This window comes from Chitinophaga sp. ARDCPP14, assembly GCF_051362515.1.
GTDB lineage: Bacteria > Bacteroidota > Bacteroidia > Chitinophagales > Chitinophagaceae > Chitinophaga.
The window spans coordinates 354,693-374,594 of the sequence record NZ_JBKIXB010000003.1; the positions used below are offsets into that span (position 1 = coordinate 354,693).

At 49.1% G+C, this 19,902-nt stretch carries 13 protein-coding genes; 6 read left to right on the plus strand and 7 right to left on the minus strand.

Going from position 1 to position 19,902, the window contains the following annotated elements; translation table 11 throughout:
- The first annotated feature begins 96 nt into the window (after positions 1–96).
- Positions 97–516 carry a VOC family protein gene (locus ACLHR0_RS10570; RefSeq protein WP_429048261.1) on the plus strand — a complete coding sequence of 140 codons (420 nt, stop codon included), beginning with the start codon at positions 97–99 and terminating at the stop codon, positions 514–516.
- 83 nt (positions 517–599) lie between these two features.
- Here the strand turns inward: ACLHR0_RS10570 and ACLHR0_RS10575 are convergent, their stop codons facing one another.
- Positions 600–1,736, minus strand: a complete 1,137-nt coding sequence (locus ACLHR0_RS10575) for a redoxin domain-containing protein (protein ID WP_436486408.1) — start codon at positions 1,734–1,736, stop codon at positions 600–602.
- A 276-nt stretch (positions 1,737–2,012) separates the two neighbouring features.
- Between ACLHR0_RS10575 and ACLHR0_RS10580 the strand changes: the two genes are divergently transcribed.
- Genes ACLHR0_RS10580 through ACLHR0_RS10590 form a run of 3 tightly spaced genes read left to right on the plus strand, consistent with a single transcriptional unit; the run spans position 2,013 to position 7,746 of the window.
- The gene (locus ACLHR0_RS10580; protein ID WP_429048264.1) at positions 2,013–3,149 is read left to right on the plus strand and encodes an efflux RND transporter periplasmic adaptor subunit; all 1,137 of its coding nucleotides are present in this window, start codon (positions 2,013–2,015) and stop codon (positions 3,147–3,149) included.
- Between the two features lie 18 nt (positions 3,150–3,167).
- Positions 3,168–6,323, plus strand: coding sequence for an efflux RND transporter permease subunit (locus ACLHR0_RS10585; RefSeq protein WP_436486410.1), 3,156 nt, complete (start codon positions 3,168–3,170; stop codon positions 6,321–6,323).
- Between the two features lie 37 nt (positions 6,324–6,360).
- Positions 6,361–7,746 carry a TolC family protein gene (locus tag ACLHR0_RS10590; RefSeq protein WP_436486412.1) on the plus strand — a complete coding sequence of 462 codons (1,386 nt, stop codon included), beginning with the start codon at positions 6,361–6,363 and terminating at the stop codon, positions 7,744–7,746.
- On the opposite strand, the gene ACLHR0_RS10595 is transcribed toward ACLHR0_RS10590, so the two are convergent.
- From ACLHR0_RS10595 to ACLHR0_RS10605, 3 genes are read right to left on the minus strand one after another with little or no spacing between them, the layout of a single operon-like run.
- Positions 7,714–8,352 carry a ClpP family protease gene (locus ACLHR0_RS10595; RefSeq protein WP_429048270.1) on the minus strand — a complete coding sequence of 213 codons (639 nt, stop codon included), beginning with the start codon at positions 8,350–8,352 and terminating at the stop codon, positions 7,714–7,716. The two genes, ACLHR0_RS10590 and ACLHR0_RS10595, sit on opposite strands and share 33 nt — an antisense overlap.
- Position 8,353: 1 nt before the next feature.
- On the minus strand, positions 8,354–8,611 hold the full coding sequence (locus tag ACLHR0_RS10600) for a hypothetical protein (protein WP_436486414.1): 258 nt from the start codon (positions 8,609–8,611) through the stop codon (positions 8,354–8,356).
- Positions 8,592–9,113, minus strand: coding sequence for an RNA polymerase sigma factor (locus ACLHR0_RS10605; protein WP_436486415.1), 522 nt, complete (start codon positions 9,111–9,113; stop codon positions 8,592–8,594). Before ACLHR0_RS10605 ends, ACLHR0_RS10600 begins: the two co-directional genes overlap by 20 nt.
- A gap of 308 nt (positions 9,114–9,421) precedes the next feature.
- Between ACLHR0_RS10605 and ACLHR0_RS10610 the strand changes: the two genes are divergently transcribed.
- Positions 9,422–11,086: an ABC-F family ATP-binding cassette domain-containing protein gene (locus ACLHR0_RS10610; protein ID WP_436486417.1), complete on the plus strand. Its 1,665-nt coding sequence runs from the start codon at positions 9,422–9,424 to the stop codon at positions 11,084–11,086.
- Positions 11,087–11,135: 49 nt separating this feature from the next.
- Here ACLHR0_RS10610 and ACLHR0_RS10615 read toward each other — a convergent pair whose 3' ends face one another.
- Together ACLHR0_RS10615 and ACLHR0_RS10620 are read right to left on the minus strand one after the other, a co-directional pair.
- The gene (locus ACLHR0_RS10615; protein WP_436486418.1) at positions 11,136–13,082 is read right to left on the minus strand and encodes a WG repeat-containing protein; all 1,947 of its coding nucleotides are present in this window, start codon (positions 13,080–13,082) and stop codon (positions 11,136–11,138) included.
- Positions 13,075–15,387: a WG repeat-containing protein gene (locus ACLHR0_RS10620; protein WP_436486420.1), complete on the minus strand. Its 2,313-nt coding sequence runs from the start codon at positions 15,385–15,387 to the stop codon at positions 13,075–13,077. The genes ACLHR0_RS10615 and ACLHR0_RS10620 overlap by 8 nt, the downstream gene beginning before the upstream one ends.
- Positions 15,388–15,619: 232 nt before the next feature.
- Between ACLHR0_RS10620 and pafA the strand changes: the two genes are divergently transcribed.
- A complete protein-coding gene (gene pafA, locus ACLHR0_RS10625) occupies positions 15,620–17,260 on the plus strand; it encodes an alkaline phosphatase PafA (RefSeq protein ID WP_436486422.1) in 1,641 nt (546 codons plus the stop codon).
- 48 nt (positions 17,261–17,308) lie between these two features.
- Here the strand turns inward: pafA and ACLHR0_RS10630 are convergent, their stop codons facing one another.
- Positions 17,309–19,843, minus strand: a complete 2,535-nt coding sequence (locus ACLHR0_RS10630) for a phosphocholine-specific phospholipase C (RefSeq protein WP_436486424.1) — start codon at positions 19,841–19,843, stop codon at positions 17,309–17,311.
- Between the last annotated feature and the right edge of the window lie 59 nt (positions 19,844–19,902).

The window sequence follows — 19,902 nt, forward strand, 5'->3', positions numbered from 1 at the left end:
AACTGCCCCTTTTATTGTCGTATCCGGCCACCTCTTTCTTTACAGCAGCAACTTAACTTTATGGTATCTTATTAAACACAAATAAAAAATAAAAACATGGCAGCAGTTAATCCTTACCTGAATTTCAACGGCAATTGTGAAGAGGCTTTTAATTTTTACAAAGCTGTTTTTGGCAAAGAATTCCAGACATTCACCCGCTTTGGAGAGATGGCGCATTGCGCGGAAGGCGAAGAAAATAAGGTGATGCACGTGGCGCTCCCACTCGGTAAAGATTCTTTCCTGTTTGGCAGCGACAGGCCCGGCGCATATGGCAAAGGCACCCTGGGCGACCTTTTCTTTGTGGCTATTGCGGCAGAAAGTGAAGCGGAAGCAGACAAATTGTTTAAAGGTTTGTCGGAAGGCGGCCAGCCCACCATGCCAATGAACAAGGCTCCCTGGAATGCCTATTTTGGCATGTTAACCGATCAGTATGGCGTGTCCTGGCTGATCAATTACGACTATGCCCAGAAAGGCTGATTCCCGTTTAAAAGAAATAAAGCAGCCGGTTCACTCCACTGAACCGGCTGTTGCATTGTGACAGGTATAGGACAGCATTTCTTTTATTTGTTGACAATTAGTCCCGTCAGTTGTTTATCCAATTGCTCGCCACGGAGGTTTTTTGCAATAATTTTACCGTCCGGCGCAATCAGGTAATTGGTAGGTACACCCCGAACACCATACTGGCGCGCTACCGCGTTATCCCAGTATTTAAGATCGGATACATGCACAAAGTCCTGCAAACCGTCTTTTTCAATGGCGCCCAGCCAGGCAGCCTTCTTCCCCGGCTGATCCAGCGATACGCTCAGCACCACGAAGTTTTTATCATGGAACTTCTTATAGGCAGCCACTACATTAGGATTTTCTGCACGGCAGGGTCCACACCAGGAAGCCCAGAAGTCCAGTAACACATATTTACCCTTGAAGTCGGATAACTTCACGGGCTTGTCGTTGATATCATTCTGGGTGAAGTCCGGCGCAGGCGCTCCAATGCCTAATGCCTTTTCAGTTTCCATCGATTGGTAAAACTCCTGGCCGGCGGGGCTTTTCTTCAGCGCAGCCGTGAGACCATTGTACATCGGCGTTAACTCCTTCAGGTTCATATTATTCATCACCGCCAGCTCTTTCAGCGCTACAATGCTGAAAAAGGAATTAGGATTTTCGCTGATAAACCTGCGCTGTAAAGCTTTCTTTTCAGCAATGGCAGCATGGAAGCGGGTATTCAGTTTATTGGTGAAAGCGGTATCATTTCTTTGCGCTTCGGTAGCCGCTCCAAAATCCTTGTTGATACCTGCCATAGCAGTATCATAGGCCGCAATAAACAATTTGTAACGGTCGTGTTCTTTATTTACCGGGGAACCGGTGATCACCGCATCGCTGATATTATCGCTGCCGGCAATGGTAAAAGTGGTATTATCCAGGTAAAGCAGGCGGCGGTCCATGTCCGGCCCGTGGTTACCGGTGCCTTTATGATCCACCATCAGCATCGCCAGGTAGGGCGATTTCAGCGTGCCTTTAAATTCAAACATGCCATTTTTGATAACAGCCGAGTCGAGGAAGGTTTCCCCGTTCACGCGCCGGTCGAGATAAGCTTTGGCGCCGGGTTCCACCTGCCCCACTTTACCTTTCAGTGTGTATGCCTGCTGTGCAAAGGTCATGGCCGGCAATGCCAGTGCTCCTATTAACATCCCTATTTTCATAAATTAACTTTAGATAGTTGGTATATGAAGACATAAAGCAGGAAAGCACCGGAATCTTAGCGTTATTCCTGTTTTTTTTATTCCACACAGTGGCGCCTGCGCGGCTTTAACAGTAGTTAACATTGTCATAATAAACTAATTAGCCTTACCACCGTCTAATACCCCGTAGCCAGCTACCGGATAATTATCGCCGTTTTTTGAACAATACAATTGAACGGATAGTTACTCATAGTACCTGATTGCTGTCTGTATTATTTAAATGAACTGTAAAATGCTATGAGTAGATCTACCATTGCGCTCCTGCTGTTGCTGTTATGTGCCTGTAAAAACAAGAAACAAGGGAACACACAAACCGCTGTAAAGCCTTACCCTGTGATTGTACTGCAACCTAAAAACGCCACTATCAATGCCGACTATCCCGCTACCATACAGGGTATCCAGAATATTGAGATCCGGCCAAAGATAGATGGATATGTGGATGCCATCTACATCGACGAAGGCGCTACTGTTAAAAAGGGACAGCTGTTGTTCCGTATCAGCGCCCCGCAATACGAGCAGAATGTAAACACTGCCCAGGCCAATATCAAAATAGCGGTGGCAGATGTAAATGCCGCACAGATGCAGCTTAACAAGGTAAAGCCCCTGGTGGAAAAGGATATCATCAGCGCCTATGAACTGGAAGCTGCGGCGTATAACCTGCAGTCCAAGCAGGCAGCGCTGGCACAGGCCCAGGCGGCGTTTAACAACGCCAAAACCAATTTAAGCTACACCACTATTTACAGTCCGGCAGACGGCGTGGTAGGCATCCTGCCTTATAAAATAGGCAGCCTGGTGAGCAGCACCACCGCCAACCCGCTGACCACCGTTTCCAATATTACCCAGATCTACGCCTATTTTTCGATTAACGAAAGACAGGGACTGGATTTCTTCCTCGCCTCAAAAGGCGCCACCATGCAGGAAAAGCTGGCTACCCTGCCACCGGTAACATTGGTGCTGGCCAATGGCATTGTGCTGCCCCGCAAAGGGCGCGTGGAAACTGCCAGCGGTTTAATCAACCCCTCCACCGGTGCGCTCAATATGAGGGCCACCTTTTCCAATCCGGATGGGTTGGTACGCAGCGGCAGCAGCGCCATTGTAAGGATCCCCCAGCTGATAGATACCGCACTGCTGGTACCGCAAAAGGCCACCTTCCAGATCCAGGGTAAACTGTTCGTGTATGTACTGGATGCAGATAACAAAGTAAAATCAGTAGACATAGGCTCCAATGCCAGCGCTGCCGGTCAGTCGTTTGTAGTGCAGCATGGCGTGAAAGCGGGCGATAAAATAGTGGTAGACGGGATCAGTAACCTCCGGGAAGACCTGGTGATCAAGCCACGCCTGGTAAACGCAGACAGTGTTTACAACAGTCTCTGATCCATTTAAAACAATATCATGTTAAAAAGATTTATAGAACGGCCGGTATTATCAACAGTAGTGTCTATCATTATTGTCACACTGGGCATACTGGGGTTGGTGTCACTGCCTATCTCCCAGTATCCTGACATTGCCCCGCCCACTATACAGGTGCAAACGTCCTACAGCGGCGCCAATGCAGACGTGGTGCTGAAAAGTGTGGTAGTACCGCTGGAACAACAGATCAATGGCGTGGAGAACATGGACTATATTACCTCTACAGCAGGTAATGACGGTTCAGCGAATATTACCGTTAGCTTTAAAATTGGCAGCGACCCCAATATGGCCGCCGTGAATGTGCAGAATGCCGTGGCCCGTGCCACACCACTGCTGCCGCAGGAAGTAACCCGCTCCGGCGTTACTGTGCAAAAGAAACAGACCAGTAACCTGCTCATCTTTTCTGTTTACAGTACCAATCCATCTTTCGATCAAACCTTCCTGCAAAATTATACTGATATTAATATCACCCCGGTGATCAAACGTATCCCCGGTGTGGGCGATGCCTCCGCCTCCGGTAACATGGATTACTCCATGCGGATCTGGCTCAATACGCAGGCGATGGCTTCCTACGGGCTCATACCCGCTGATATCACTGCCGCGCTGGCTGAACAGAATATACAGGCCGCTCCCGGCCAGTTTGGGGAAAGCGGCGGACAATCGTTCCAGTATGTGATCAGGTATCCGGGCACGCTCATAGATACCACCCAGTTTGGCAACATTGTATTGCGCTCCAACCTGCGCAGCCGTTTGCTGCGGATGAGGGATGTGGCCCGCATTGAGCTGGGCGCCCTCAGCTATTTCAACAGTACCCGTACCAACGGCTATCCCGCTGTTTCCGTAAGCGTAGCACAGGTGGCCGGCTCCAATGCCCGCGATGTGATCCGCGAAACCTTGAAGGTAATGGAAGAAGCTTCCAAAACATTTCCCAAAGGTGTGAAATATGTGGTGCTGCAAAATGTGGACGACTTCCTCACCGCCTCTATCGATAAAGTATTGCATACGCTGGTGGAAGCATTTATACTGGTGTTTGTGGTGGTGTTTATTTTCCTGCAGGACTTCCGCTCTACGCTGATACCGGCGATATCGGTTCCGGTAGCCATTATAGGAACTTTTTTCTTTCTCAAGCTGTTTGGATTCACCATTAACCTGCTTACTTTATTTGCCCTTATCCTGGCCATAGGTATAGTGGTGGATGATGCCATCGTAATTGTAGAGGCTGTGCATGCCCGCCTGGATACCGGCTATAAATCCGCCCGCAAAGCGAGTATTGATGCACTGGATGAAATATCCGGCGCAATTGTGTCCATTACACTGGTCATGTCAGCCGTATTTATCCCGGTTAGTTTTATCGGCGGATCTTCCGGCATTTTCTACAAACAATTCGGGCTCACACTGGCCATTGCCATTGTGCTTTCAGCGATTAACGCACTTACGCTCAGTCCTGCGCTCTGTGCTATTTTCCTGAAACCTCACGGGAAGGAACATACGAAAATGAACTTCCTGCAGCGTTTCTATCATGCGTTCAATGTGGCTTTTGAACGGTTAACAAAACGTTATACCAATACCTTGCGCTTTTTCAGCAAACGGAAATGGATACCGGTGATGGTGCTGCTTAGCTTCTGTGCGGGGCTGGTAATCCTTGCCAGGATGACGCCTACGGCTTTTGTGCCGGAAGAAGATCTGGGTACGATTAACTGTAACATCAGTTTGCCACCGGATGCCTCGCTGGAGCGCACCGATATTGTGACGCGCAAAATCGAAAAGATCGCAGCCACGATACCGGAAATCAATAACGTGCTGGCGGTTACAGGACGCGGGCAATTGTCCGGTACCGGCAGTAACTATGCAATGGTGGTGATGCGGCTCACTCCCTGGGATCAGCGCAAGCGGAATATCCAGCAAATTATTAAGGAACTGAATAAGAAAACGGCGGACATGACCGAAGCGGAGATTAAGTTTTTTGCGCCCGGTACCATCCAGGGTTTTGGCGCATCCAACGGGTTTGCTTTTCAGTTGCAGGATAAAACCGGCGGCGACATTGCGCACTTTTATAAAGTAAGCAAAGACTTCCTCTCTGTATTAACCCAACGGCCGGAAATACAGTTTGCCACCACTTCTTTCAATCCTAATTTCCCGCAATATTTAATGAACGTGAATGTGCCGAAAATAAAAGATGCGGGGCTGAATGTAACAGATATCACCAACGCCATGCAGGGATATTTTGGCGGTATTTATGCTTCCAACTTCAACCAGTTTGGTCAGCAGTACCGCGTAATGGTGCAGGCTTCGCCGGAATTCAGGCTCACGGAAGAAAGCCTGAACGCTGTGTTTGTACGTACCGGCGAGGGGGTAATGGTGCCGATCACGGAGTTTGTGAGTCTCTCGCAAACCTACGGTCCGCAAGCTATTACACGGTTTAACCTGTTCAACTCCATCAGTGTTAATGGAACACCTAATGCCGGGTTCAGCTCCGGCCAATCTATTGCCGCTATCAGGGAGTCGGCAGCGGAAACGTTGCCAACGGGCTTTGGGTTTGAGTTTTCGGGCCTGAGCAGGGAAGAGTTGGCAGGGAGCAGTCAAACTATTTTCATTTTCCTGCTCTGTCTCATTTTCGTATACCTGTTGCTCAGTGCGCAGTATGAAAGTTACCTCTTGCCTTTTGCGATCCTGCTGGCCATACCGGTGGGTATTTTCGGGGCCTTCCTTTTTGCGCAGCTATTTGGTGTGAGCAACAACATTTATGTACAGATCACGCTGATCATGCTGATAGGATTGCTCGCAAAAAATGCGATCCTGATTGTAGAATATGCAGCAGAAAGGCGGCGCAGCGGGATGAGTATTGCGGAAGCGGCGGTGAGCGGCGCGCAGGCCAGGCTGCGGCCCATCCTGATGACATCCTTCGCCTTTATCCTTGGCCTTATCCCGTTGATGCTGGCCACCGGCGCGGGCGCCAATGGAAACCGGTCTATCGGAACAGGCGCTGTGGGCGGGATGCTGGTGGGAACTGTATTCGGTATATTTATTACGCCTACGTTGTTTATCATCTTCCAGACTTTACAGGAAAAAATAAAACGTGCACCGGAGGAAGATGATGAGGAAGAAGCGCAGCCGCCGGTAACAGCACCGGCATCTTAAAAAAATCCTGCCGCAGGCAGATCTCAAAACAGGTCATATGAATGGTCGTAACAGTATATATATTTTTCTTTTTGTAGTCCTGGCAGGATTCGTAACTGCCTGTGGCATCACGAAGCCATACCAATCGCCCGGCATTACAGACAATAACCTGTACCGGGATATTCATACAACGGATACCAACAGTCTCGCTACCGTTCACTGGAAAGAAATTTTCACGGACTCGCTGTTGCAGCAGCTTATTGACACGGGTATTCAGCACAACCTCGATCTCCAGGTGGCATGGTCGCGCATGCGGCAGGCAGAAGCCAGTTACTCGCAAAGCAGGCAGGCATTGTATCCTGCCGTTAATGGTGATGTGAGCGCCGGTTATGCAGGCGCCTCTAATCAACAGCGTACAGGCAGGACCGTTATACCGCAGCAATATAATGCCGGGCTCGCAGCCACCTGGGAAGCTGATATCTGGGGTAAGCTGCGGAGCAGCAGGCGCGCGGGTTTAGCGGCATTCCTGCAGGCATCCGCCAATGCAAGGGCCGTGCAAACCGGGTTGATTGCCAGTATTGCCACCAACTACTACAACCTTACCGCACTGGATCAGCAACTGAAAATAACGCAACAAACCGTTGTGAACTGGCAGGCGACCGTGGAGGTGATGAAGGAACTGAAAAAAGGTGATGTGGTTACCGGGGCAGCCGTGGTGCAAAGTGAAGCCAGCAGATACGCCGCAGAAGTAACGATCCCCGATTTAAAACAGTCGATCCGCGAAACAGAGAACCAGCTGAACCTCTTGCTGGGCCGGCCTCCCGGTCCCATCAGCCGCAGCGGCATGGACGACCAGCAACCAGTCATGCTGCTGAAAACCGGTGTACCTGCACAGCTGCTGGCCAACCGGCCGGATGTGCAGGCAGCGGAATATAACCTGCGTTACTATTATGAATTGACCAATGTAGCGCGTACTTATTTTTACCCGGCGCTCACCATCTCCGCTTCTGGTGGGTATACCAGTTATTTGTCTCTCACCGGTCCCGGCTCGTGGATCAGCAACCTGACGGCGGGTTTAACACAACCTATTTTTAACCAGGGCATAAATAAAACCCGGCTGAAGGTGGCGAAAGAGCAGCAGCAACAGGCGGCGCTGGAATTCCATACGGCCGTATTAACGGCCGGGCAGGAAGTATCGAATGCATTATATTCTTACCAGACTGCCATGGAAAAAGGAAACTCCCGGCGGCTGCAATTACAGAACCTGCAATTGTCTGTTGACTATACACAGGAGCTGGTGCGTTATGGATTTGCCAACTACACGGAAGTATTGAATGCACAACAGAGCCTTTTAGCAGCGCAACTCAACAGGATCAACGATCACCTGCAGCAGTTACAGGCAGTGGTATTCTTATACCGCGCGCTCGGCGGCGGATGGCAATAGTTCCTGCCGGAATGCCAGCGCAGGCAGTGCGGCAGCACTGTTCAACACTTCGTCTACCAGCCCGAAATCACGGGCTTCTTCTGCGGCCATGAAATGATCATTGCGAAAGGCATGCTCCACCTCTTGCACGGAGCGGCCGGATTGCATGGCGATGATCTGGAAAAGTTTTTGCTGCAACCTGCCCTGTTCATTAAAAGCAATACGCACATCTTCCGTATATCCTTTGGCGCCGCCGCTTGCCGGATGCATGTGGATGGTAGCATTGGGCAAGGCATACCGTTGACCGGTAGCGCCGGCCGTAAGAATGATGGTGCCCATGCTGCCGGTGAAACCCATTGCCATAGTGGATACCGGCGATTTCAGCATTTTCATGGTATCATAAATAGCCATGCCTGCGTAAACAACGCCACCCGGACTATTGATGTACATATTTATGGGCCGGTGATTTTCACTGTCGAGGTACAGCAACTGCGCCACTATCAGGTTAGCCACCTGGTCGTCGATGGCAGTGCCGAGAAAAATAATCCTTTCTTTCAGCAACAGGCTGTAAATATCAAACGCACCGCGGCTGTCGCCGTCGATTACGGTAGGAACCAGGAATGCCATATTATTTAAAAATAGAGGTGATAGAATTGTTGAAGGCCGTATCCTGCATGAGACGCAGGAAGAGCTGATCCAGCTCCTGCCGTTTTTCTTCGCGTGCGAGCCAGCGCACGAGCTGCATTGTTTTCCGCTGGTACTTCACCTTTTCGCGTAATGCCGGCGCCACCAGCATCCTGGCCTGGAATACCAGCCGGGAGGAAACAGGCATTTCCCGCAGCAGGTATTGTTCAATTTCCCGTGCTTCAGCTAACTGTTTCCGCATAATCTGATTGTTTAATTTGTTCCCTTACTTTTTCCAGGCATTTGTATTTCTGTACGCTGGCAGAATGTTCCGTTTTAAAATTAAAGCCTGCTGTTATTTCGGGTATGGAAAGATGGTCGTAATAAAATGCGTGCAGCAGCTGCAAACATTTTTTCCCGGCGGCTTTTACATATTCCAGTACCGGTTTCGCCACGGGAGGCGGCGCATAATAATCTGCTGGTACGCCAATATCACCCGCTATGTCATCAAGTGGAATATGCGGACCGGATTGTTTCAGTTTCCGCACAGCGAGAATCCTGGCGATCCCTGTAATGTATGCTTCCGCAGGTACCCCGGCAGGTAGTTTGTTTTGCTGTTGTTTTTCAAGATAGATAATAACAGCATCCTGGAAGATATCTTTGGCCATTTCCAGGTGGCCGCCCATCCGGTATATCATGCCTGCTACCCGTGGCAGTGTATTCCGGTATATTTCTTCCAGCCATTGATCTTCATGAGTACGCATATGAGCCTGGTTTTATATACTAGTGTCAGAAACCACTGATATATCACCTAAAATTTAAGAATTTTTTTTTACCTTTGCTCAACCATGTGATCAATACTCTACATACAATAGCAGGCTGATACCTGTATACATGCCGTTCTGGCGTGTTTCATTTCCCATTTATATATTTTTTACCGTCATACAGTGATGCTCCTGCATACGCTGATTTATTCAACTAAATTTTACTGCCATGAAAATGCGTACTGTCATTTCCCGACCCGCTAACCCGACGCCTGCCGTCGCCATTGTTCATTTCAAAACGATTTTACATGCTTATCAGCGCACAACAACTCAGTTACCAGCTTCCATCGGGGCAGTATTTATTCCAGGATGTCAGTTTCACGCTTCATAAAGGCTACCGGGCAGCGATAGCGGGTCCTAACGGCGCGGGCAAATCTACTTTGCTGAAGATCATTGCCGGCCAGGAAACCGCGTCTTCCGGTACCGTCCGCACTACCGCGCCCTGTTATTATGTACCGCAGCATTTCGGGCACTTTAACACGCTTACCGTGGCGCAGGCCGCCGGCACCGCGCAAAAGGTCCAGGCCCTTGAATTAATCCTGCAGGGCGACACCAGTCCGCACCTTTACGATATACTCGGGGACGACTGGGACATTGTCGCGCGCAGTGAAGCTGCCTTTGAAAAATGGGGCCTTCGTGCATTGCAACCGGATCAGCCCTTGTCCACCCTCAGCGGCGGCGAAAAAACAAGGCTGTTCCTGGCCGGCATCGATATCTTTGAGCCATCCATTGTGTTGCTGGACGAGCCCACCAACCACCTCGATTACGACGCACGGGAACAGCTATACGAATGGATGGCCGCTACCTCGTGCACGTTGCTGATGGTGAGCCACGACCGGCAGCTGCTACGCCTCTGCGAACCCATCTGGGAGCTGCAATCCAATGGCATAAAGACTTATGGCGGCAACTACGATTTCTATGCCGCACAAAAAACACTGGAAGCGGATGCCTTACAACAGCGGGTGGCTCACCAGGAGAAAACACTGAAAGAAGCCAAAAAGCAACGCCAGGAGGCCATAGAGCGCAAGCAGCATGCCGATGCACAGGCACGGAAACATACCAAAAGTGCAGGGTTGCCTAAAATATTATTGAATGCGAGGAAGAATAATGCGGAAGTATCTACCTCAAAATTAAAACAGGTACATACTGAAAAAGTAGAAGAACTGCGTGCAGGCTGGCAGGAACTTTCTGCCATGATACAGCTCCAGCGCATGATGAAGGGCTATTTTGAGCAATCTACCCTTCATACAGGGAAAGTGCTGGTGCAGGCAAACGATATAAACTTCGGATGGCCTGCTGCACAACCGGAACCCGCGGCGCCGGATCCCCCGCCATCAAATGAACCGGCAAAATCATCATCTCCGGAAAATATGCTCTGGAAAACACCGCTCACCTTTACAATCCGCAGCGGCCAGCGGCTGGCCATTACAGGGCCCAACGGCAGCGGCAAGTCCACCTTGCTGCAACTGATACTGGGCAGGCTGTTGCCGTCAACAGGCGAGCTGTATACCGCCGATACGCGCAGTTTGCTGCTGGACCAGGACTATACGCTGATAGACCGGAGTAAAACGGTATTGCAGCAGGCATTGTCTTACAACAGCAACCTGCTGGAAGTATCGATGGTAAAAACGGTGCTGGTGAATTTCCTTTTTGGCCCCGATACCTGGGATAAGTCGTGCGCAGTGCTGAGTGGCGGTGAAATGCTGCGACTGGCCCTCTGCAGCATGACCTTACAGGACAAAGCGCCTGACATGATCCTGCTCGATGAACCCACCAACAACCTGGATCTGCAAAACATTAAGATACTGACGCAGATCTTCGGGGAGTATAAAGGTACGTTGCTGGTCATTTCCCATGATCCCGACTTTATTGCGGAAGTGGGTGTGGATGATGTACTGGCGTTAAACACCTAGTGTTATCTTTTCCCGGAAAGGCTTCGTGAAAGCCTTTCCGGGATCCTTGTTATAGTTCGGGAATGCCATCCAGGCTGTACGCGCTGAAGGCAACGATGCCGGTAACTTTAACAGGCAGGAAACTGCCCGTAGCGGTGAGATACTGATACGTATCGCCTGTTCTGCAAAGCAACGGGAAGCTGTACAGCACTTCCGCGGAGCCATAGCGGGGTACTTCTTCCAGCGCTATATCATCAAAAAGCTGTTTGCTTACCGGTTGTCCGGCTTCATTCAACACGGTAAATTTACCGCCTGTTTGCGCCAGGAATCCCCGTCCGTTCTTTTCCACGAGCAGGCGATCGTATATGGGCGGCACTATTACTTTGCCGGTGCTATTGGCATAACCATAAAGCGGATATCCTCCGTTAGCCGTTTCCTTTTCCAGCAGCCGCGACTTTTTTTCCGGGACAATGGGCACTTTAGGTGCGGGCATCTTTACGCCGTTATGATTAAAGAAAAGTTCTTTGTAGCTGCCTTCCGGGGTGCTTTGGGATGCCAGGAATAAACTGCTGTCTGCCGATGATACGCTGATGCTGTTATATACTGCGGGGATCAGCATCTTCTTCTTCCTGATATCATACACACCTGTGCCGGTTTCTTTCTTTACCGCCACCAGCCCGGGTACCAGGTCATCCAGTTTTTTATACGCCACGGGCAACACCTGCTCCCCTGCTGCATCATACAAGCCATACATCTCCTGGTAACTTACTTCCAGTAATTCTATGCCGGGGGCAGTAACTGTGGTCCTGTCAATATCAAAGAAGGCAGGTTCCACTACTTTCCTGTTAACCGGGTTATAAAAACCATAGAGTGCTTTTTGCTTCAGCTTAACGAGAGGGGCGGAAAAACGTTTATCCATGAAGGTTATTTCGGTATAATCTTTTGCCAGTAACTTCTTACCGGTGGTATCTGTCAGGTTATAGTTGCCATCCACCCGGATAATAAAATAGTCACCGGATCCTGTAATATCACCTTCGTATACAGGAGCAATCATTACTTTCCCATCTTCCCGCAGGATGCCTGTTTTACCATTTTTTGTGACCTGAAGATAGGGGCCTCTTTCTGTTTCGCCATAAGCATCGGTGATATCGTCATAAATAAAATCGGCTATGGTAACGCCGTCTTCGTTAATCAGTCCGTACTTCCCGTTCTTTTGCGCTTTCAGCAAACTGTTACCTGTTATCGTCATATCTGTATACTCCGGTGCGGTATATTCTTTTTTTGTTTTCAGGTTGATGGTTACTTCGTGCCCCTGCTTTTTGAAACATTGTACCCAGTTGTCGCTGCGCATAAAAGCGTGTGCATGTTCGTATTCAAAAGGCATCAGGACATTATTGTTAAAATCGATGATACCCCATTTACCATTCTTCTGCGCAAACAGGTAATCTCCTTTCCTGCCGCATCCGCCGCAGTAGTCGAATGATTCATACATGGCCGGTATCAGCAACCGGTTTTCTGCGGTGCTGTAGATTCCCCATTTACCGCCGGTTTTCACATCAAAGTGTGTATCGTCCAATATGCCAGCGTCTTCAAACTGTAGCGGCAGCAACAGCTTCCCGTCGGTATCTGCATAAGTCATTTTACCTTGCTGACGTAATACCAGGTAAGTTTTCCATTTCAGTTCGATGGTATCATATGCAGGCGGCAGCAGCCACTTTCCATTACCGGCAATAATGCCTGTTTTGCCGGCGCTGCTTACCAGGAGCATGGTTTCCTGTGCTTCAGGCAGTGCTTCTTCATCTGCAGCTGTGGCGGCAGCGGGGTGATACAGGGCAACGATCTGGTCAAATGCTTTTTTGCCGGTGGAATCTATATACCAGCTTTTGCCGGATTCTTCCATACGGGCAAACCCATTATGAAACGCGGATCCCTGCTGTGCGGATAAGCTATGAGCCGCCAGCAAAAAACTACCTGCCAGTAAAAAACGTATATTCCTGCCTGTTATACCCTTAATCATCATATCCTTTTTTCTTCAGTGATTTGTAGGGGAATGCTTTCCCTTGCGCATCGAGATAAAAATACCATTTGCCTTCCTGTACCAGTATTGGAAAGATATTTTTGTCATATCCCTGGTTGACATCCATATTATCATAGATAGCGGGAATGATCATTTTGCCGGAGGCATCTGCGATACCGTACTTGCCGGCGCGCGTTACCTGGAACAGGCGCTCATCTTTCCGGTAGCTGATATCATCAAATTCTACCGGTAAAATTATTTTACCCAGGCTATCTGTTACACCATATTTATTATTGCGTGACACCTTGAAAAAAGGCGCGTCATAGATATCGTCGATTTCCTCATACTCCACCGGGAGCAATGTTTTACCTTCTTTTGTGATCAGTCCTTTGCGGTCTCCTTTTTTTACCACGAGCAGGTTGTTCATTGCATAAATATCGTCGGCTGTAACCGGGTAAATAATTTCTTTCCTGCGGTTGATGATGCCGTATAAGGTATGTTGCGGGGTGCTGTCGATTCCTGCCAGCGCCAGGTCGTTCCAGAAATCTCCCACAAAGCTGTAGCCTTCAAAAACCACTTCTTTTCCGTTAGGATCTAAAAAGACATTGTTGCGGGCGTTGCTCCATAATTTCAATAGGCCGTTATTGAATCTTGCATTGCTTCCCTTTTCGCTTTCCGGCATCAGCAGCCGCGACACCTGGTTTTCTTTAAACTCCCAGCGCTGGCTGGTATAGAGCGTATTGCCTGCGAGATCGGTGAGCAGGCTGGTAGTGGAGCCATCGTCGTTGTATTGTGTTTCTACAATCCTGTTGGTGTCCACCGCAGTAAAAAATCCATACCGTTTTCCGCCACGGAGAATCTTTCCCGTTACATCTGCCAGGGAAGTGGTATCGCCTTTGCGCAGCAGCAGTATCCGGCTGTTTTGCCACTGCAGCCATTCGTACTGGGCGGGGATAATTTCTTTCCCGGTCGTAATATTAACCAATCCTATCTTCTCTCCTTTTACAATGGGCAGGTAATCTTTTTTGCTTTCCCCTGCGTTATCATCAACATATGAAAATCCGCTGCCGAAGCCATTTACCAAACCATCATAGACTACTGGCAGAATTATTTTCCCATCCATTCCGAGGACGCCTGTTTTACCATTTTTCTCCGCTGCCAGGTAAGGAGTGTCCTGCCAGGAGAACGGTGTTATGCGGCTGTATGTAAGGGGCAGAAGGTTCTTCCCGTTTGCATCAAACAGGCCGGTGCCAGTGGCATCGCTTACCAGGAAAACTACCGGCACGGGCGACACCCGGTCTGTTGCCTGCCCGGGCGCCGATATTACGCCACCGTCAAACACTTCCTGTCCCGCTGCATTAATCGCTTTAATGTCGCTGTACCGCGGCGGGATGATCTCTCTGCCTTCGGTATTTACCACCCCGTATTTATCGCCTATGCTCACTTTCATGACATTGCCCGTCAAACCGGTTCCCGTGTATTGAAACGGGAGCAGTGTTTTACCGCCCGCGTCTACGAGGCCGGTTTTACCGTTTTTTTCTACGGCAAACAGCGTGGTGGCCGGTCCGGGCTTGCATTTATCATAGACAGCCGGAATAATCACCTTTCCGTTTTGATCCATGATGCCTGTTTTACCGTTGGCAGTAAAACCAAAATAAGTGCTGTTGCCGCCGAGGTAATCAAACGATTCGTACCCTGCCGGAACGATGATGGTGCCGTCTTCCGCTGCCAGTCCGACTTTACCTGCTTTGGTAATTTCTATAGCGTTTTTTAGTGCATAGCTTTTACCTGCTTCTTCGTATATGGGTTCCTGTAATACCTTACCGGTTTTAATCTCTATCCATCCCCAGCGTCCATCCTTCTTTATTTTCAATACATGGGGTGTGAGCGCGCTTACCTCGGCGTATATAGGCGGACAGATGATATTGCCGAGTGTATCTGCGGCGCCATATTTTCCATTGAGCCGGGTAATTACAAAGCAATAATTTTTTGTGGAGTCGTTGTTGTCCTGCTCATCGGCCAGGGTGACCTCATCATATTTGAAAGGGGCAATGATTTTACCGGCATTGTTGATAGCGCCATAGGCGTTGTGCTTCACGGCTACTACGGTATTGTAGTAACCCGTGTTTTCCGTTTTATCTACCAATACTGCACCGGAAACATGCAGCCATTGTTTTTGCTGGTTAATCAACACGGGGGCAAACTGTCCTTCGAATCTTCCGAGGTAGCCCGCTACCACGGGCTCTTGTGCATGCAGGGATATGCTGTTTAAAAGGAGTCCTGCCAGTAAATATCTTTTTATCATCTGTCTTGCTACATTATGAAATAGTATTCTTCTCATGGAAGATATGCAAAGATGCGGATCTTTCAGAAAACGCAAATAAATATCTCTTGTTAAAAAGATACCGGCTACTTTTCCGGGAAGCGATCCATCCTTTTCCGTTCAACGAAAAGGTGCAGGGTTTTTATAATTTTTTTATTACGTTTGTCGATTCCCAATTGGGGTGTGAACCTAAGAAATGAAAAAAATCTGCATTATGAATGGAATGACTAAATCTGTTGCCACTGCATTCCTGGGCGCGTTCGCAGCGCTACAGGGGCTCACCGCAGTAGCTCAATCGAATGAAAAGCCGAAGTTGATAGTAGGCATTGTGGTAGACCAGATGCGCTGGGATTACTTATACCGTTACTACGACCGTTACGAAGCGGGTGGTTTCAAACGTATGCTGGGCGACGGCTTTTCCTGTGAGAACACTTTTATCAGCCACCTTCCCTCCTTTACCGCCGTGGGACACAGCACCATTTATACAGGCAGTGTGCCGGCTATTCATGGTATCACCGGCAACGACTGGCCCGATCAGCTTACCGGCAGAAAATGGTATTGCACAGAAGACACTACCGTACAAGCCGTTGGCAGCAACAGTGCTGCGGGCAAAATGTCGCCACGCAACCTGTTGGCCTCCACTATTACAGATGAATTAAAACTGTCTACCAACTTCCGCTCCAAAGTAGTAGGCGTATCACTGAAAGACCGCGCCTCTATTCTTCCTGCCGGACATACGCCCAATGGCGCCTTCTGGCTGGACGACAGCAACGGCAGCTTTATTACCAGCACCTGGTACATGAAAGAACTGCCGGAGTGGGTAAAGCGTTTTAACGACCGCAAAGAGCCCCAACAGTTAATGTCTAAACCCTGGGAAACTTTATATCCTATCAATACTTATGTGCAGAGCAGTGAAGACAACGTAGACTGGGAAGGTACTTTCCCGGGTGAAAAAGCCCCTGTTTTTCCGCATGCACTAAAAGATGCTTATAAAAAAGATCCGGGCAACCTGAGATCCACTCCCGGTGGCAATACGCTCACACTGGATTTTGCGAAAGCCGCCATTGAAGGGTATGACCTCGGCAATAATACCGTGACCGACTTCCTTACTATTAACTGCGCTTCCACCGATTATGTAGGCCATAAATATGGTCCTAATTCCATTGAAGTGGAAGATACTTACCTGCGACTGGATAAAGACCTGTCGGCCTTTTTTACTTACCTGGACCAGCGTGTAGGAAAAGGTAATTACCTCGTGTTCCTTACTGCCGACCACGGCGCCGCGCATGCCATTAAATTCATGGAAGAGCATAAGCTGCCTTCCGGGCTGACAGAAAGCAGGAAACTGGTAGCTGGCCTGGATAGCACGCTGAATGCACGTTTTGGCGTAAGCAAACTGGTGTCTTCCTTTATGAACTACCACGTAAGCTTCGACAAAGGTAAAATTGCGGCAGCTAAACTGGACTATGATGCGGTGAAGAAAGAAACGGTGAAGTATTTTGAGGCACAACCGGGTATCCAGTTTGCCGCCGACCTGGATAATATCGGCGCAAATCCTTTACCGGAGCCGCTGAACACCATGGCGATCAATGGCTACAACCGTAAACGTACCGGTTCCGTGATTGTGATTCCTGAGCCAGGATGGTTTGAAGGTTCGCTGAAGGGCACTACCCACGGTAACTGGAATCCTTTCGATATCCATATCCCACTGGTATTTATGGGATGGCATGTAAAGCATGGCGCTTCCAATGAAACCGTACATATGACAGATATCGCCGCTACCCTTGCTGCAATGCTGCATATACAAATGCCAAGCGGTTGTGTAGGCAAGCCTGTAAAGGAAATACTGCAATAATATATTCCGGGAGGACTTACACATCCTGTAAATCCTCCCGGATTCTTTTTATACTCTTCCCATAAACGGATCTGTTATCCCTTCTTCTCCTGTTTCCACTCTTCCTGCATACCGTTGACTAAAAGTATCAAAGCCAGCAGCCTGTACACTGAAATCGTACCAGCCATGACTTTTTTGCAATGGCAATACAAGTTCCAAAGTGGCGCCGGCGGCAACATTCCGCTGGATTACTTTTCCGCCGTAGGCATTGTCTGTGATACTGAAATCGCGTGCACTGCTACCGGTATTGGCTACACGTAAAACAAGATTGCCGGTTGCTTTCTTTTTCAGCTTGCCATTTATTTCATAACCCAGCTCCAGGTCCAGCTGCGGATGTTTTGCGGAGCCTTCAAATGCGCGGTAGAATCCGTTGGGGCCGTGCAGGTGCAGCTGATAACGGTTATCCGCAAAGGCTTTGGCGGGCCACTCATAGGTGATCGTGTCTCCGGCTGCCACTGCAAACGACCAGGTTCTTCCTGTTTCTGTTTCACCGGTTTGTTCGTCTTTGTAAGGGAGGTTGGTGTATACAGTAAAAGGCGCGCCATGTGCCCGGTCGCCGAACAATTGTTTGTCGGCTTTCATTTTCAGCGTCAGCAACTGCTCACCGGCTTTCCACTGACCATCCGCCAGCAGTTCATAAGGCAATGCGCAGGAAGGGCGGGTACCTTTTTCCTGTTGTAAGATCGTAGTGCCGTTGCCGTTAGCAAAGGCTTTTATCTCTTCACCGGTAACCTTTTTAAAGCCTGCGGGTGCTGATTTAAAGCGGGCGTTATTAATATTTTCCACTACACGGCGCTGGTCCAGGAAAATCTGTTTGGCTGGTGTGGTGGTATTAAACGGACTGAAGGCTGCGGTAAGATCACCGCTGATGGTGCGTCTCCACTGACTGATATTATCCAGGTGTACCTGTTTGTTTAGCTTCTTACTAAAAAATGTTTCCAGGAATTGTAAAGTAGAAGTATGCTCAAATACCTGTGAGCATACCTTTCCTCCCCTGCTCCAGGGCGATGCAATCATCATAGGCACCCTGAATCCCAGTCCTACCGGGGCTTCCCGGGCCTGCTTTTCACTTATGCCCTGTTTCAGTTCATGCGCCAGTCTCACCTGTTCTATCTCCGTATCTATTCCGGCGGAGCATTTACCAGTACCGGGTTTATTGTTATCGCAGATAGAGAAAGGCACCACATGATCGAAGTAACCATCATTTTCATCATAGGTAACAATGAAAATAGTTTTCTTCCAGACGTCCGGTTTTTGTGTGAGGATATCGAGTATTTCGGATACGTACCAGGCGCCATACCAGGGGGCGCTGGGGTGGTCGGAGAAGTTCTGCGGGCCTGCCAGCCACGATACCTGAGGCAATGCGCCTTCGTTCACATCTTTTCGGAACTGGTGGAGTACATCGCCGGCGGGCACTGTGATGGTGCGTTCCTTTGAGCCGTCTTTATAATTTACGGCTGTTACGCTCCGGTAGGCGGGATCGTTTTTATTCACTACAAAAGCGCGTTGGTACAGCGATTTCTGTTGATCCGTTAATTTCTCATAGCTTTCTTTATTCCATTGCAGGAGTTCCTGGGTAGCATTGTCCAGCACCGCTTGTTTTTTGGAGATATCGGTGCGGATCTTTTCGGCGGCGGCATCCGAAGAAGGGCTGGCTTCCTGGAGTTTATTGATTTCGTCCGGCAGGGTTTCCACCTGTTTCAATAATCCGTTTACATACCGTTCAGAGAACTTCACGTTATAGGCCGCAAAAAATTCCAGCAGGTTACAGCCAAAATTTGCGAGCCATGCCCTTTCCTCTCCTTTCCATCCGCCACCGCAGCTGATTTCATTCTGGTAAAATTTCCAGGCGATATTATTTTCCTCCAGTAATTCCGGGAATGTTTTCCACGGTAGTTTCCCGTAGCTGAAGTCATCGTTCCGGATATGTGCTTTTGGCAGTCCGTCTACTTCATGTACAATTTTGCCCGTCCAGAAAAAGGAGCGGTTGGGCGTGGTGCTGGTCATAGCCGAGCAGAAGTTCTGGTCGCATACCGTGAAAGCATCTGCCATTGCGTAGTTGAAAGGAAGATCTTCACGGGTATAGTACCCCATTGTTAAAGGCATGGCCGCATATTCCTTGTTGCCGGGTGTTTTTGCGATGAGCCATTTATCGTAGCGGCCTTTGTTGTAGGCATCTACCTGGCTGGGCCTGGAGTGGGGCAATGCTCCCATCCACGTGGCTTTGGTATCTTTGATATTCAGCCGGAAAGGTGCGTAGGTATCACCCTGGGCGTTGGTTTGAAACCATACCGGTTTTGCGTCCGGCAAGCATACGGCGCGCGGATCATTAAAACCCCGGACGCCCTGTAAAGAACCAAAGCAGTGATCGAACGAACGATTCTCCTGCATGAGGATCACAATATGTTCCGCATCGTGGAAAGTGCTGCCGGGAGCAGGATCTATGGCCAGTGCCCGTTGAATGGATGCGGGCATCATGGTTGACAAGCCTGCTGCACCGGATAGTAATAAAGATTTTTTTAGAAATTCTCTGCGTGAGTCCATTTATATTCCGATTGAGTGGGTTTTACATTGTTCGAAAAACAAAATAAAAAACATTCTCA